Annotated in this window: 13 protein-coding genes and 2 pseudogenes; 2 read left to right on the top strand and 13 right to left on the bottom strand. The window is 43.4% G+C overall.

Translation table 11 applies throughout. The features are described from left to right. Positions 1–24: 24 nt before the first annotated feature. Complete coding sequence (locus tag BJP34_RS09505) at positions 25–573, bottom strand: calcium-binding protein (RefSeq protein ID WP_070392141.1); 549 nt, start codon at positions 571–573, stop codon at positions 25–27. A 394-nt stretch (positions 574–967) separates the two neighbouring features. Between BJP34_RS09505 and BJP34_RS50360 the strand changes: the two are divergent. Together BJP34_RS50360 and BJP34_RS39165 are read left to right on the top strand one after the other, a co-directional pair. Continuing rightward, positions 968–1,140, top strand: a pseudogene (locus BJP34_RS50360) (transposase); the annotation flags it as partial. A gap of 239 nt (positions 1,141–1,379) precedes the next feature. Beyond that, positions 1,380–1,481 (top strand): annotated as a pseudogene (locus tag BJP34_RS39165) (IS5/IS1182 family transposase); the annotation flags it as partial. 470 nt (positions 1,482–1,951) lie between these two features. On the opposite strand, the gene BJP34_RS09500 reads toward BJP34_RS39165, so the two are convergent. From BJP34_RS09500 to BJP34_RS09445, 12 genes are all read right to left on the bottom strand, one after another. Further along, a complete protein-coding gene (locus BJP34_RS09500) occupies positions 1,952–2,884 on the bottom strand; it encodes a calcium-binding protein (RefSeq protein ID WP_070392140.1) in 933 nt (310 codons plus the stop codon). A gap of 290 nt (positions 2,885–3,174) precedes the next feature. Continuing rightward, on the bottom strand, positions 3,175–3,831 hold the full coding sequence (locus BJP34_RS09495; RefSeq protein WP_070392139.1) for a calcium-binding protein: 657 nt from the start codon (positions 3,829–3,831) through the stop codon (positions 3,175–3,177). A 315-nt stretch (positions 3,832–4,146) separates the two neighbouring features. After that, entirely contained in the window at positions 4,147–4,803 is a 657-nt protein-coding gene (locus tag BJP34_RS09490) for a calcium-binding protein (protein ID WP_070392138.1), read from the bottom strand. A gap of 315 nt (positions 4,804–5,118) precedes the next feature. After that, positions 5,119–6,267 carry a calcium-binding protein gene (locus tag BJP34_RS09485; RefSeq protein WP_070392137.1) on the bottom strand — a complete coding sequence of 383 codons (1,149 nt, stop codon included), beginning with the start codon at positions 6,265–6,267 and terminating at the stop codon, positions 5,119–5,121. 648 nt (positions 6,268–6,915) lie between these two features. Beyond that, positions 6,916–7,257, bottom strand: coding sequence for a XisI protein (locus tag BJP34_RS09480; RefSeq protein ID WP_008181118.1), 342 nt, complete (start codon positions 7,255–7,257; stop codon positions 6,916–6,918). Then, positions 7,245–7,664, bottom strand: coding sequence for a XisH family protein (locus BJP34_RS09475; RefSeq protein ID WP_070392136.1), 420 nt, complete (start codon positions 7,662–7,664; stop codon positions 7,245–7,247). Before BJP34_RS09475 ends, BJP34_RS09480 begins: the two co-directional genes overlap by 13 nt. A 365-nt stretch (positions 7,665–8,029) precedes the next feature. Continuing rightward, complete coding sequence (locus BJP34_RS09470) at positions 8,030–9,181, bottom strand: AZOBR_p60025 family cell surface glycopolymer formation protein (RefSeq protein WP_070392135.1); 1,152 nt, start codon at positions 9,179–9,181, stop codon at positions 8,030–8,032. A gap of 365 nt (positions 9,182–9,546) precedes the next feature. After that, positions 9,547–10,497: a F0F1 ATP synthase subunit gamma gene (locus tag BJP34_RS09465; protein WP_070392134.1), complete on the bottom strand. Its 951-nt coding sequence runs from the start codon at positions 10,495–10,497 to the stop codon at positions 9,547–9,549. 299 nt (positions 10,498–10,796) lie between these two features. Further along, entirely contained in the window at positions 10,797–12,314 is a 1,518-nt protein-coding gene (gene atpA / locus BJP34_RS09460) for a F0F1 ATP synthase subunit alpha (RefSeq protein ID WP_070392133.1), read from the bottom strand. Between the two features lie 194 nt (positions 12,315–12,508). Then, positions 12,509–13,063, bottom strand: a complete 555-nt coding sequence (gene atpH, locus BJP34_RS09455) for an ATP synthase F1 subunit delta (RefSeq protein WP_070392132.1) — start codon at positions 13,061–13,063, stop codon at positions 12,509–12,511. Beyond that, entirely contained in the window at positions 13,060–13,593 is a 534-nt protein-coding gene (locus BJP34_RS09450; protein WP_070392131.1) for a F0F1 ATP synthase subunit B, read from the bottom strand. The genes atpH and BJP34_RS09450 overlap by 4 nt, the downstream gene beginning before the upstream one ends. 222 nt (positions 13,594–13,815) lie before the next feature. Continuing rightward, positions 13,816–14,247, bottom strand: coding sequence for a F0F1 ATP synthase subunit B' (locus BJP34_RS09445; RefSeq protein ID WP_070392130.1), 432 nt, complete (start codon positions 14,245–14,247; stop codon positions 13,816–13,818). Positions 14,248–14,341: the final 94 nt, after the last annotated feature.

Below are 14,341 nucleotides of genomic sequence, written 5' to 3'. Positions count from 1 at the left end.
CTACCAGAGGCTTGCAGAAAAACCCTAGACAAACACTTGATCGAAATTGTCGTTGAGAGTGCTAGCCTGAGTCCAACTCACCACACCCAGAAGCTCTCCGTTGCGGGAGATTTCAGCACCCTTAGCACCATCAACAATGCTGATCTGACTAGTATCGCCAACATGTAAGGTAGTTTGACCAAGCTGGAAGTTATTAATAGTATCAAAACCATCACTGTTTACGAGGATAATTAGATCCTTACCACCTCCTAGCCAAATGGTGTCGTTACCACTGCCACTATTAATGTAATCATCCCCAGAGCCAGAATAGAGCACGTCATCACCAGACATACCAATGATTGCATTATCACCTTCACTGCCGAAGATGGTATCGTTACCGGTACCACCGATAATCGTATCCTGCTGTGAACCACCCTCAAGCCGGTCATTACCCTCACGCCCGAAAAGGATATTCATTCCCTCACGACCAAAGATCATGTCATCGCCGGCCAAACCATCAATCTGATCGTTTGCGCCAGTCCCGGACAGGGTATCATTGCCTGGTGTTCCGGTGATATTATTGAAAGATTCCATTGATGTTTGCTCCGTAATTAATGAATCGTTAGCTCCTATGTAACCCACACCTGGGTTGTGTCTGAGGTTGTATCTGAAAACTGCTGTGTTTTTCAGCCTCTAATGGTTAATCAAACTAAATGTTCCCTTTTTCTACAAAAGAGCCAGCTTTTGTAATATTTCTTAACAAAAGTCCTGGACAGAGCAACCGTGATCAAAAATGCGCCTGAGTTCACTCAGACGCACTATGCTCATCAAATCATGATTTTATGCTCCGGCAAGCTTTGCTCTACGGCAGCCTTGCATAAAAACCCTAGGGCGTGTCATCAAATAGGAATCAATCTAGTTTAGAATCGATAAGTGTAGAGAGTTGAGTCAATCAGGATCCGTGCTATCATGACACGTCGCGTGAGCCTTGCGGGATGACCAGTGGGAACGAATCAAAGACTCACTACCAGGACGAAAAGAGACAGTTGGAGTGACGGCATGCATATAACCGATTATTTGTCGAAGCAGTGCTGTATCGGTACCCTTGCCGGTATTCCCTGGCGAGACTTACCGGAAAGATTTGGGGATAAACGAGATAGTTCATACCCGTTTGCTGTCGGTGGGCAAGAAGTGGCGTGTGGCAAAAGATATTTGAGGAGCTAGCCAAGGATCCAGACAATGAATATGCAATGATTGACTCAACAATTGTACGCGCCCACCAGCATAGTGCTTTGAAGTTACCGTAAGATAGTTGAGCCTTTATAGTTAGTAGGTTATGCGTAAAAGGTTCAAGTCTTTTGTAATAAGGCTCAACTATCTAAGGTTTCGTCTCTTGGGGCAAAGGGGGGGATGCTGCGGGGGAAGCCATCGGTCGCAGCAAAGGTGGACTGAGTACGAAAATTCACGCCGTGGTAGATGCCGCAGGTTACCTACTGGCTTTCATTTGACCCCTGGACAAGCATGTGACCTCGATGGAGCCGATGTGCTACTCGAAGACCTTAGAGCCGATACACTGATTGCAGACTTTGAAGTTACCGTAAGAGAGTGGAGCCTTTATGGGTGATGCTCTTTCAGAGCCGCTCCGCGAACGGTTTTGCATAAAAGGTTTGAATCTTTTGTAATAAGGCTCCACTCTCTAAGGTTTCGTCCAAGGGATATGATGCTGACGAGCGCGTGATTAAACGACTTGAAAAAAAGGGAACTACAGCGGTGATTCCACCCAAACGCAACCGTAATTAAGTGCGTGAATATGATAAATAATTGTACAAAGCACGACATCTGCGCCACGAATTTCTTTGCCCAACTCAAACAATATCGAGGAATCGCGACACGTTATGATCAGCGAGCAATAAACTTTCTCGGGGCAATTTATCTTGCTGCTACTGTTATCTGGCTTAATTGATGACACGCCCTAGAGAAACACCTGATCGAAATTGTCAATCAGAGTGCTAGCTTGAGTTGAACTCACCACAGCCAATAGGTCTCCGTCGCTCGAGATTTCCGCACCATTAGCACCATCAACGATGCTCAGCTGATCACTATTGTAAAAATCAAAGGTAGTTAAACCAAGCTGGAAGTTGTTGATAGTATCAAAACCATTGCTGCTTTCGAGGACAATTAGATCCTCACCACCCCCTAGCCACAGGCTGTCGTTACCACTGCCACTGCTAATGTAATCATCGCCAGAGCCAGAATAGATTATGTCATTACCAGAACCACTATAGATTACATTATCACCCTCACTGCCGAAGATGGTATCGTTACCGCTACCACCGCTAATCACATCCCGCTGTGAACTACCGTAGATCTCGTCATTACCATTACCGCCGATAAGGGTATCAATTCCCTCACTACCAAAGATTGTGTCATTGCCAGCCAAACCGTCAATCTGATCGTTTTCGACAGTGCCGAACAGGCTATCATTGCCTGATGTTCCCGAAATCCGATTGTCCTCAATATCGAAGTTAATGTTGAGATCAATCAAGCCTGTGTTGCCGAAAAAGCTATCAACAGCAATTTGGTAATTTGTACCAGCGGTAACAGTAAATATAACTTGGCTTTGTACACCAAAGGTATCATCATTACTGGCAATCGGGGTTAAACTGTCAACTGCTGAACCAGTATAGACTGCCAGGGTAGTGTCGTAGTTACTCCCAAAAGTGTCAATGGTCACGATACCATCAGCGGGAGCTGTCCAAGACCACCAGGCAGAATTCCACTGGAAGTCAATTACTGCATGATTCGGTTCACCTGGTTCCCCAGTGAAACCCTCGTTAGTGCCTGTAGTACTAACTGATGTACCGTTTAAGGATATCCGGTCTGCAAAGTTATCATTAGAAACCATTGATTTGCCCTCTGTAATTAATTAATTTTCAGTTCTTATATAATGCACACCTGGGTGGTATCTGAGGTTGTATCTGAAAACTGCTTTGGTTTTCAGGCTTTAATAATTCATCAAGTTAAAATTGACCTTTTATGCAGAAAACCAATTTTTGTAATAGTTTTTAATAAAATCCGTGGGCAGACCAACCCTGATCAAAAATGCGCCTGAGTTCACTCAGACGCACTATGCTCATCAAATCATGATTTGATCCTCCAGCAAGCTTTGCTTTACCGGAGCTTTACAGAAAAACCCTAGACAAACACCATGTCGAGATTGTCTATGAGAGTGCTAGCTTGAGTCGAACTTACCACAGCCAAGAGGTCTCCGCCGCTTGAGATTTGGGCACCATTATAACCATCAACGATGCTGAGCTGGTTAGGATTGGCAACATCAAAGGTAGTTAGACCAAGCTGGAAGTTTTTGATAGTATCAAAGCCATCCCCGGTGTTGAGGACAATTCGATCCTCACCACCCCCTAGAGAAATGGTGTCGTAACCACTGCCACTATTAATGAAATCATTGCCAGAGCCAGAATAGATCATGTCATTACCAGAACCACCATAGATTCTGTTATTACCTTCAGCTCCTCTGAGGGTATCGTTACCGCTACCACCGTAAATCAGATCCCGCTGTGAACCACCCTCGATCAGGTCATTACCATTACCGCCGTAAAGGGTATTAACTCCCTCAGCGCCTCTGATGGTATCGTTACCGTTACCACCGCGAATGAAATCCCGCTGTGAACCACCAAAGATTTGGTCATTGCCATCACCGCCGAAAAGGGAATTAATTCCCTCATTACCAAAGATTTGGTCATTGCCATCCAAACCCCGAATCCGATCGTTTCCGACAGTGCCAAACAGGTTATCATCACCTGGTGTTCCTGTGATACTATTAATAGAATTCATTGATGTTTCCTCCTTAATCAGGAATCGTCAGTTGCTATGTAACCCACACCTCGGTTGTATCTGAAGTTACATCTGAGGTGGTGTCTGAGGCTGTATCTAAAAACTGCTGTGTTTTTCAGCCTCTAATGGTTAATCAAACTGAATCTGCCCTGTTTCTACAAAAGGGCAGTTTTTTGTAATATTCCTTAACAAAAGCCCTGGAAAGACCAACCCTGATCAAAAATGCGCCTGAGTTCACTCAGACGCACTATGCTGATCAAATCATGATTTGATCCTCCAGCAAGCTTTGCTTTACCGGAGCTTTACAGAAAAACCCTAGACAAACACCATGTCGAGATTGTCTATGAGAGTGCTAGCTTGAGTCGAACTCACCACAGCCAAGAGGTCTCCGCCGCTTGAGATTTGGGCACCATTATAACCATCAACGATGCTGAGCTGGTTAGGATTGGCAACATCAAAGGTAGTTAGACCAAGCTGGAAGTTTTTGATAGTATCAAAGCCATCCCCGGTGTTGAGGACAATTCGATCCTCACCACCCCCTAGAGAAATGGTGTCGTAACCACTGCCACTATTAATGAAATCATTGCCAGAGCCAGAATAGATCATGTCATTACCAGAACCACCATAGATTCTGTTATTACCTTCAGCTCCTCTGAGGGTATCGTTACCGCTACCACCGTAAATCAGATCCCGCTGTGAACCACCCTCGATCAGGTCATTACCATTACCGCCGTAAAGGGTATTAACTCCCTCAGCGCCTCTGATGGTATCGTTACCGTTACCACCGTAAATCACATCCCGCTGTGAACCACCAAAGATTTCGTCATTGCCATTATCGCCGAAAAGGGTATTAATTCCCTCATTACCAAAGATTTGGTCATTGCCATCCAAACCCCGAATCCGATCGTTTCCGACAGTGCCAAACAGGTTATCATCACCTGTTGTTCCCGTGATATTATGAATAGAATTCATTGATGTTTCCTCCTTAATCAGGAATCGTCAGTTGCTATGTAACCCACACCTCGGTTGTATCTGAAGTTACATCTGAGGTGCTGTCTGAGGCTGTATCTAAAAACTGCTGTGTTTTTCAGCCTCTAATGGTTAATCAAACTGAATCTGCCCTGTTTCTACAAAAGGGCAGTTTTTTGTAATATTCCTTAACAAAAGTCCTGGGCAGACCAACCCTGATCAAAAATGCGCCTGAGTTAACTCAGACGCACTATGCTAATCAAGTAATGATTTTATGCTCCTGCAAGCATTGCTCTACCGGAGGCTTGCAGAAAAATCCTAGACAAACACCTGATCGAGATTGTCTATGAGAGTGCTAGCTTGAGTCCAACTCACCACAGCCAGGAGGTCTCCGCCGCTCGAAATTTCCGCACCATTAGCACCATCAATGATGCTCAGCTGACTACTATCGCCCGCATCAAAGATAGTTAGACCAAGCTGGAAGTTATTGATAGTATCAAAACCATTGCCGCTTTCGAGGACAATTACATCCTCACCACCCCCTAACCACAGGGTGTCGTTACCACTGCCACTATTAATCAAATCATTGCCAGAGCCAGAATAGATGATATCATTACCAGCACCAGCAAAGATTTCATTATTACCTTCACTGGCGAAGATGGTATCATTACCGCTACCAGCATTAATCACATCTAGCTGTGAACCACCGTAGATCAGGTCATTACCAGCACCAGCAAAGATTTCATTATTACCTTCACTGGCGAAGATGGTATCGTTACCGCTGCCACTATTAATCAAATCATTGCCAGAGCCAGAATAGATCAGGTCATCACCAGCACCAGCAAAGATTTCATTATTACCCTCACTGGCAAAGATGGTATCGTTACCGTTACCACCGCTAATCACATCCAGCTGTGAACCACCGTAGATCACGTCATTACCATCACCCCCGAGAAGGGTATTAATTCCCTCACTACCAAAGATAGTGTCATTGCCAGCCAAACCCTCAATCTGATCGTTTTCGACACTGCCGAACAGGCTATCATTGCCTGATGTTCCTAAAATAAGATTGTCGTCAATATCTAAGTTAATGTTGAGATCAATCAAGCCTGTGCTGAAGGAAAAGCCATCAACAGCAATTTGGTAGGTTGTACCAGCGCTAACAGTAAATACAACTTCACTTTGCAAACCAAAGGTGTCATCATTACTGGCAATCTCTGTTAAGCTGTTAACTGCTGAACCGGTGTAGACTGCGAGGGTAGTGTCGTAGTTACTCCCAAAAGTGTCAATGGTAACGATCCCATCAGCGGGAGCTGTCCAAGACCACCAGGCAGAATTTAACGGGCTGCTAAATACTGCATGATTCGGCTCACCTGGCTCCCCAGTGAAACCCTCGTTGCTCCCTGTGGTACTAACTGATGTACGGTTTAAGGAGATCCGGTCTGCAAAGTTATCATTAGAAACCATTGATGTTTGCTCCGTAATTAATGAATTCTCAGTTGTTATATAATGCACACCTGGGTAGTATCTGAGGCTGTATCTGAAAACTGGTGTGATTTTCAGCCTTTAATAATTAATCAAGTTAAAATTGCCCTTTTTCTGAAAAAAAACAATTTTTGTAATAGTTATTAATAAAATCTGTGGGTATAAAAAACCTCATTAAAAAAGCGCCTGATTTCACTCAGACCCACCAAATTAGGTTACCCCTTAACTATAAGTATAGCGCTATCAAAGACGCTATCTATGCATTTTTTTTACTTTTGTTAGAGTTTTATTAAATTTTACCGAATCTTCATTTTACCTTTCCGGTTTTTCATGAATGGGCAAGTAAATAGGCTCAGGGGGTGACAAGCTAATTGAAAATATTACAGGGGTTAGGTTTTAGGGGTTAGGTGTTAGGCAAGAATGTCCGTGCGGGTATGGATTGATTAAAACTATCATTGACGAAGTATGCGTGAAAATTGCTTCAATAGAGAGCAATACAAAAGACTCCGATGCGCTCATTTTACCCAACACCTAAAACCTAACACCTAACACCTATATAGGTTTGAGCTTTTTTGTCACCCCGTGAACTTTCAATGTGTAAGCAATTTTGCCTAGGTACTTAGTTGTGAATTAGGAAACGGCAAAGTCAGTTATTTTACGGCGTTCTAAGGTTTTAAAGGCAAGGACAATTTGTTGGGGTGAAATGCCTAGTTTTACCAGTTCGTTGGCGACTCCTTCTTCTGTGCCGTCTTGTTGAAGCCAAATTTTTTCGTTAATGATATCAATGTGAATCAAACTGCCGTAAATTCTTTGATTTTTGTGCCAACCTATTTCCATGAGGAGATAGTGATCTTTATTTTCGTCAATGATTAATTGAAGGTCGCTTTCGGGGTCATTTCCTAAAAATTCAACGTAGTCTTGTAAGACTTTGATAATGGCTTGTTTTAGATTAGTTTTGTTTAAGGTATCCATGTAATAAGCTCCTCTTGATTGACGTCAAAGGTAAAAATGCGAATGATTTTATCTTCGATTAAAACTTGTCCTGCTTCTTCTTCAAACACTGATGTTCTCACATCTTCTGGAACAGCTAAATAGAGTTTTCTTTCGGGTTCGTAGCGTGCCAGTAGGTGTTCATACAAGACAAATTGACCCACTGCTTCCTCTAAATCTTTCATTTCTGATGCACTGCGGAAACTTTTGATTTCAACAGCAATTTTCTGGACACCTTTTTCCGCCGCAATGAGTCGTTCTGCCCCTAAGTCAATATATAAATTCTTTTTTCTAGTGAGTTTTAAACGATAGGGATCGTGGGTGATTGTCCAACCGTCTTTTTGAAGGGCATTGCGTACACTATCATGATAGTAGTCACGAACTGGCATGGTAATTATTTTAATAATTAATTTATTTATTTATTTATTTATTTATTTATCTTAATTTACTCTGACCATTACCGTTATGATTCGGGTATTCTTAAGTTAGCAAAAAGTGATTATCCAAGGGTCAACAAGATTATTCATAGATGCTATGATGAATATCAAGCTTATTTTCAGAAGTGCTCCTATTTACTAAACCATTAGCACCAGGGCTGAGGGTATTCAACCTGACTTGATATTATTCATGATGTCGCTTTTTAGCCCAAAGTACACCTGACATTATATCTTTATTTATCGTGTTAAATTTTACATCTCAAATACAAACGCTAAATCAAATTTTTTCCAAATCTTCATTATACCTTTCCGGTGTTTCATGAATGGGCAAGTAAATAGGTGATGCTTGCTAACGTGGCACCAGCCATGACGATATTTTTTAAATAGCTTAAATAGCGTTGTGAGTAACTGCTACTGAGTAATAGTAAGAAATAGATATCTAGGTATACACGAGAATAATCTAAATAATACCCTAAGATAGTCATGCTAGTCATTGAAAATAGCACAGCATAAATAATTGCACTGATTAGGATAACTTTGTTTTCCCGCAGGGAATGACTGGCTAGCAGTATAGTAACTAAAAAAGCTGCTATTAATAAGGCAAATGAATAAGCTTCAAACAGGTTTTTTACCCCTAGTCCTCCTGTGAGACTATTAATCAGCTTTTGACCTATGCCAAATAGGGGGTAGCCAAAATTTTCACTACCTTCTAGATTCTCTTGAGCCTCTAGATGATAGAAAATATAGATAGCCCACCCAGCTACTGGTATCCAAGCCCATAATAGATGTTGCAGCTGCCGACCTTTGCGCTCCCATATACTGGTTAATAAAATTGCCAACCACATTAATAGCATTGTCTCCCTTGTCAGACAAGCAGCTGCGATCGCTATTGCTGTGTAAATCGCTTTTTCATTGCGATAAAAATAGATAGCTGTTACCAGCAGCAAGCTACTGATTAAATCAGCTGTTGAAAGAGATAAAACCATCCAAATTCCTGGTATAGAAAGAACTAGGAGTGAGTGCCAAGTTCTACCACTATATCGTTTGAAATATAAACTACTCACAAATACTATGAGAATAATAGCTAGACAGTTAATCCCAACCATTGCGTAGGGAATTAGCTGGGGATTCCCAAAACCTAATAGATAACCTAGCAGTGGATACAGAATTCTTCTGTAGCGATATTGCGGAGGAGTAATGGCTTCTATTGTCCCTGAGTTTTCTAACCATGGATCGAGGGCAATACTTAGAAACTGTTGACCATCATATCCCTGCTCTCCCTGATAAATCAATACTTGATCACTATTGAGATAAGGAGAAATAGGAAATAATGACCCAATTCTGAAAAAGCCAGTAATATTCCCTTCAAATTTTACAAAATAAAAGAAACTTACTATAATTAATACTAAAATAGCAGCCAATATTGTATGCCTAATCTCAATCGGCTGCCGATTCCATAATTGTTTCATGACCTACACTTGTTTTATGAGCTAACCCGCTCTTCCCTATCATCCTGTAAGCATTCAGCCGTCAGCTATCAGTTATCAGCTATCAGCTAATGCGCTACTTGAGGTGCTACTTGAGATGCTAAAGGTCTGTGGCCACGCTAAGGGAACAGTTTATGCCCATAGCTTAGGCTACTAATGGTGCTTTTGAATAAAATAAGCTGTTCGCGCAGCGTGAGCGAAAAGCTCACGGCTGACGGCTGTTCGCGTAGCGTGGCCAAAGGCCTTTAGCTGAATGCTTACAATTCGCAAAAAGTAAAAATGCGCCTGGTTAATTCCAGACGCGGGTAATCTTTGCAGGTGAAGATAATAAATGAAATAAAATGAAATTAACCGAGTGCTTCAGCACCACCCACAACTTCCAGAATTTCCTGGGTAATTGCCGCTTGCCGTGCCTTGTTGTAGGTTAGGGTTAGTTTACCAGTCAGTTCCGAGGCATTATCACTGGCATTACTCATTGCTGTCATCCGACAAGCCAGTTCACTAGCTGCTGACTCTTGTAAGGCCCGTAGTAACTGGTTGTTTAGATATAAAGGCAACAGGGCATCCAGAATTTGGACAGGGTCTTGTTCAAAAATCATGTCACGGGGGAAAGTCTCGGTACTTGTCCTTGTGACTACCTCTCGCTCCACCTTGAACTCACCACCTTTAGTGGTTAATCTGAAGATCTCATCATCCTGTGATTCTAGTCCCTTAGCTGTTAGGGGTAGCAGGGTTTGAACCGCAGGTCGAGAACTAATCAATGAGACGAATTTGGTGTATATCAACTCCACCCGGTCTACGGTTTCAGACAGAAACAGGGAGAGGAGTTGGTCAGCAATCATAGATGCTTCTGATGCTGTGGGAATCTGTTCTAAACCGGTGTACTTGGCATCAATTGGCTGGTCGCGGCGCTCGAAGTACTGAATAGCTTTTCGTCCAACTAGCACATATTTGTAGCCAACCCCTTTTTCCTGTAGTTCCTTTGCACGGTTTTCGGCACGCTTGATAACGTTAGTATTGTAACCGCCACATAGTCCTCTATCCCCTGAAACGACGAGCAAGCCTACATTCTTGATTTCCCGTTCTTTTAGTAGGGGCAGATTGGCATCTTCAAACTGCATCCGGTTTTGCAAACCGTAGAGAACTTGTGTTAAGCGGTCAGCAAAGGGACGGGTGGCAGTTACCTGTTGTTGAGCACGACGTACCTTAGCCGCAGCCACAAGGCGCATCGCTTCGGTGATTTTCCGGGTATTTTTGACTGACTTAATGCGATCGCGAATATCTTTTAGATTAGGCATAATCTGTTCAAGGATGAAGGATGAAGGTTGTCTCGGGTTGAAGGTTGTCTGGTTGAAGGTTGTCTCGGGTTGAAGGTTGTCTCGGGTTGAAGGTTGTCTGGTTGTTCGCCTTTGGCGTTCGGTGTAGGCTAGGTTGACTGTGTTTTAGAGAACCTGCAACCTACTAACCTGCAACGGAAACTAACCTGCAACCTGCAACGGAAACTAACCTGCAACCTGCAACCTACTAACCTGCAACGGAAACTAACCTGCAACCTGCAACGGAAACTAACCTGCAACCGAAACTAATCTTTAACCTGTTAAGCGGAGACTAGGAAGGTCTGTTTGTATTCTGCGATCGCTTCCTTTAGAATGCTTTCGGCTTCATCAGTGAGCTTCTTCTCCTTTTTGATGATCTCAACGTACTCTGGCTTGCTGGTTTTCAAGTACTCCCGCAGTCCCTGAGTAAAAGTTGTCACCTTATCAGTAGGCACATCATCTAGATAGCCATTGAGTCCAGCGTAAACGATTGCCACTTGCTCAAACACAGCTAGGGGGGAATTCTGAGGTTGCTTCAACACTTCCCGTAAACGCTGACCCCGAGACAACTGAGCTTGGGTTGCGGCATCCAAGTCAGAGGCAAACTGAGCAAAGGCTTGCAAGTCGTCAAACTGGGCTAGTTCTAGCTTCAACTTACCAGCCACTTTCTTCATGGCCTTGGTTTGGGCAGCAGAACCTACCCGTGACACTGAGATACCAGGGTTAATCGCTGGTCTGACACCAGAGTTGAATAGGTCAGAGGAGAGGAAGATTTGACCATCAGTAATAGAAATTACATTAGTCGGAATGTAAGCTGATACGTCACCAGCCTGAGTTTCAATAATAGGCAGAGCGGTCATACTACCACCACCCAGTTCATCATTCAGTTTAGCTGCCCGTTCCAACAACCGGGAGTGGACGTAGAACACATCTCCTGGATAAGCTTCCCGTCCTGGTGGACGGCGCAGGAGTAGGGACATCTGGCGATAGGCTTGAGCTTGCTTAGACAAGTCATCATAAATCACTAGGGTTGCCTTACCGTTGTACATAAAGTACTCGGCAATCGAGGCACCGGTGTAGGGAGCCAAGAACTGTAGAGTAGCTGGGTCATTGGCATTCGCTGCCACGACCACAGTGTAGTCTAATGCTCCTTTTTCCTGGAGGGTATTCACCACTTGGGCTACCGTAGATGCCTTCTGACCAATAGCAACATAGACACAAATTACATCTTCCTGTTTCTGGTTGATGATTGTGTCTACAGCAATAGCAGTTTTCCCGGTTTGTCGGTCACCGATAATCAACTCCCGCTGACCGCGTCCAACGGGAATCATAGCGTCAATAGCGGTGATTCCCGTTTGCATGGGTTCACAAACTGAACGCCGCGCAATAATCCCTGGGGCCATGGATTCCACCAGACGGGATTCAGTGCTTTGAATGTCCCCCTTACCATCAATGGGACGACCCAAGCCATCAACTACCCGACCAATCAGTGCCTCTCCGACGGGTACCTGAGCAATTTTACCAGTAGCAGTAACCGAGCTACCTTCCTGGATATTTAAACCATCCCCCATCAGCACTGCACCCACATTGTCCTGTTCTAAGTTCTGGGCAATGCCAACGGTGCCATCTTCAAACTCCAGCAGTTCCCCAGCCATGCACTTTTCCAAGCCATAAATCCGGGCAATACCATCACCAACTTGCAAAACCGTTCCAACGTTGGAAACGGCAAAACCTTGGTTATATCCTTGAATTTGCTGCCGAATAATGCTGCTAATTTCGTCTGGTCTAATGCTAATCATGATGTGTTTTTATCGTTAACTAACTAATTGTTTACTGTTAACTATTAACTGTTTACTGTTGACTGTTGACTGTTCAAGGTTATGTCCCAAGGGGTTAATCTTTAAGCAACTAACCTACCCTAAAAGGTAAGCCTCAGAGAACCAACTAACTTACCCTACACCGACTACGGGGCGAACAACCAACGTGACGTACTTCAACTAGTCAGAGCCATACCGATGCGACGGAGTTGTCCTTTTAGACTGGCATCAAATATCTGAGACCCGACTTTAATGATCACACCACCAATTACATCCGGGTCAATTTTTGTATCCAGTTCTACCTGATTGGCTCCCGTGAGGGACTTAACTTTCTCACGAACTGATTCTTGCTGAGCTTCAGAAAGTTCTATTGCTGAACTGACCTCAGCCAAAACAGTTTGATCTAACTCCCTGAGAAGTTCTTGGTACTTCAGGCAAATGCCTTCCAAAAACGCAATGCGCCCACGGTCTACTAGAATCCTCAAAAAATTCATGGTGTAGGGGTGAAGTTGATCCCCAGCAATTTGTTGCAACACCCCGATTTTATCCTCAGCTCTGACCACAGGAGAGCCTAAAAACTCCTGCAATTGCGGCGATTCTTTCAAAAGACTCAGCAGAGTATCTACATCCTCACTCAGTTTGCCTTTGAGTTCGCTATCGGACTTAGCCAAATCGAGCAACGCTTCTGCATAAGGTTCGAGTACTTGGCCACTCAAAAAACCACCTTTCATGAGCCACCTCCCAACAGAGCGATGTTGCGGTCAATTAATTGTTGTTGAGCGGAATTATCTAATGTATCTCTTAGTTGGGAATCAACCTTAGCCATTGCCATAGTAGCAACTCGCTGGCGTAGTTCGGCCATGGCTCGTTCCCTTTCGGAGTTCAAATCCTGAACTGCTGATTCTTTCATCCGTTCAATCTCTTGAGCCGAAGCGGCCAAAATTGCCTCTTTAGCTGCTTTAGCATTAACTTCTGCTGCAGCACGAATGTTTTCTGCCTCGACTTGGGCTTGAGCTAACTTCTGCTGTTGATCTGCTAAGGCTTCGGCTCCTTGTCTTTGACGAGCTTCTACTTCTTTAATCGCCTGTTCAATTTTTGAGCGTCGCTCACTCAAAATGTTTCCCACTAATTTGCTTCCGAAGTAGTAGAGTACTCCCAACAAAATACTCAGGTTGATTAGGTTGGTTTCAAGAATATTAAAGTTTAATCCAAAACCACCTTCTCCATGAGCTTCTGTTGCCAATAATACTAAATTCCCCATCATATCCGTTTACAATTGTTTTGAACGCATAATCTTGCTAAGCTATGACCTGTCCACCTACTCTCAAGATAATTATCTCAAGACAATTATTTCAAGACAATTATCTCAAGACAATTATCTCAAGATAATTAATAGTTTGAAATAGTTTGACAGTACTCCCACATCGCCAATCTCTTAGGAGTTTTAGTAAATATATGGGTCAGGCGGTCAAGACGCCACCATTTATCTTACTAACGCTGGCCCTAACAATTTTTCTAAGATTTGGCCAGATAGCTCATCCACTTGTTGTTCGAGGGAAGCCATTGCTTGCTGTTTCTGTTGATCAATTTCTTCTTGAGCTTTTGATCGTTCAGCCTGAGCTTCTTGTTGGGCTTCAGCGACCGCTTGAGCTGCCATTTTTCTGGCATCTTCTTGAGCAGCAGCGATCACAGCTTGAGACTGCTTCCGGGCTTGACCCAACTGTTCTTCATACTCTTTAGCCATTTTTTCGGCTTTAGACAAGCGTTCTTTGGCATCAGATTCCTGATTCCGGATGTATTCGTCACGCTCATCCAGCGTTTTTGTCAGTGGCTTATAGAATATGGCATTTAATACGACTGTCAAAACTAGAAACTGCAATGCCATCAGAGGCAGAGTAGCATCAAAATCAAACATTTTTTACAAATCCCAAATCGGAATAAAACCGAACAATTCACCGCATCAGACCTACCATGTAGAGACGTTGCCTGCAACGTCTCTACATAAAGTA

Source organism: Moorena producens PAL-8-15-08-1, assembly GCF_001767235.1.
Classification (GTDB): Bacteria; Cyanobacteriota; Cyanobacteriia; order Cyanobacteriales; family Coleofasciculaceae; genus Moorena; species Moorena producens_A.
This window is presented reverse-complemented; position numbering and strand designations above follow the sequence as displayed.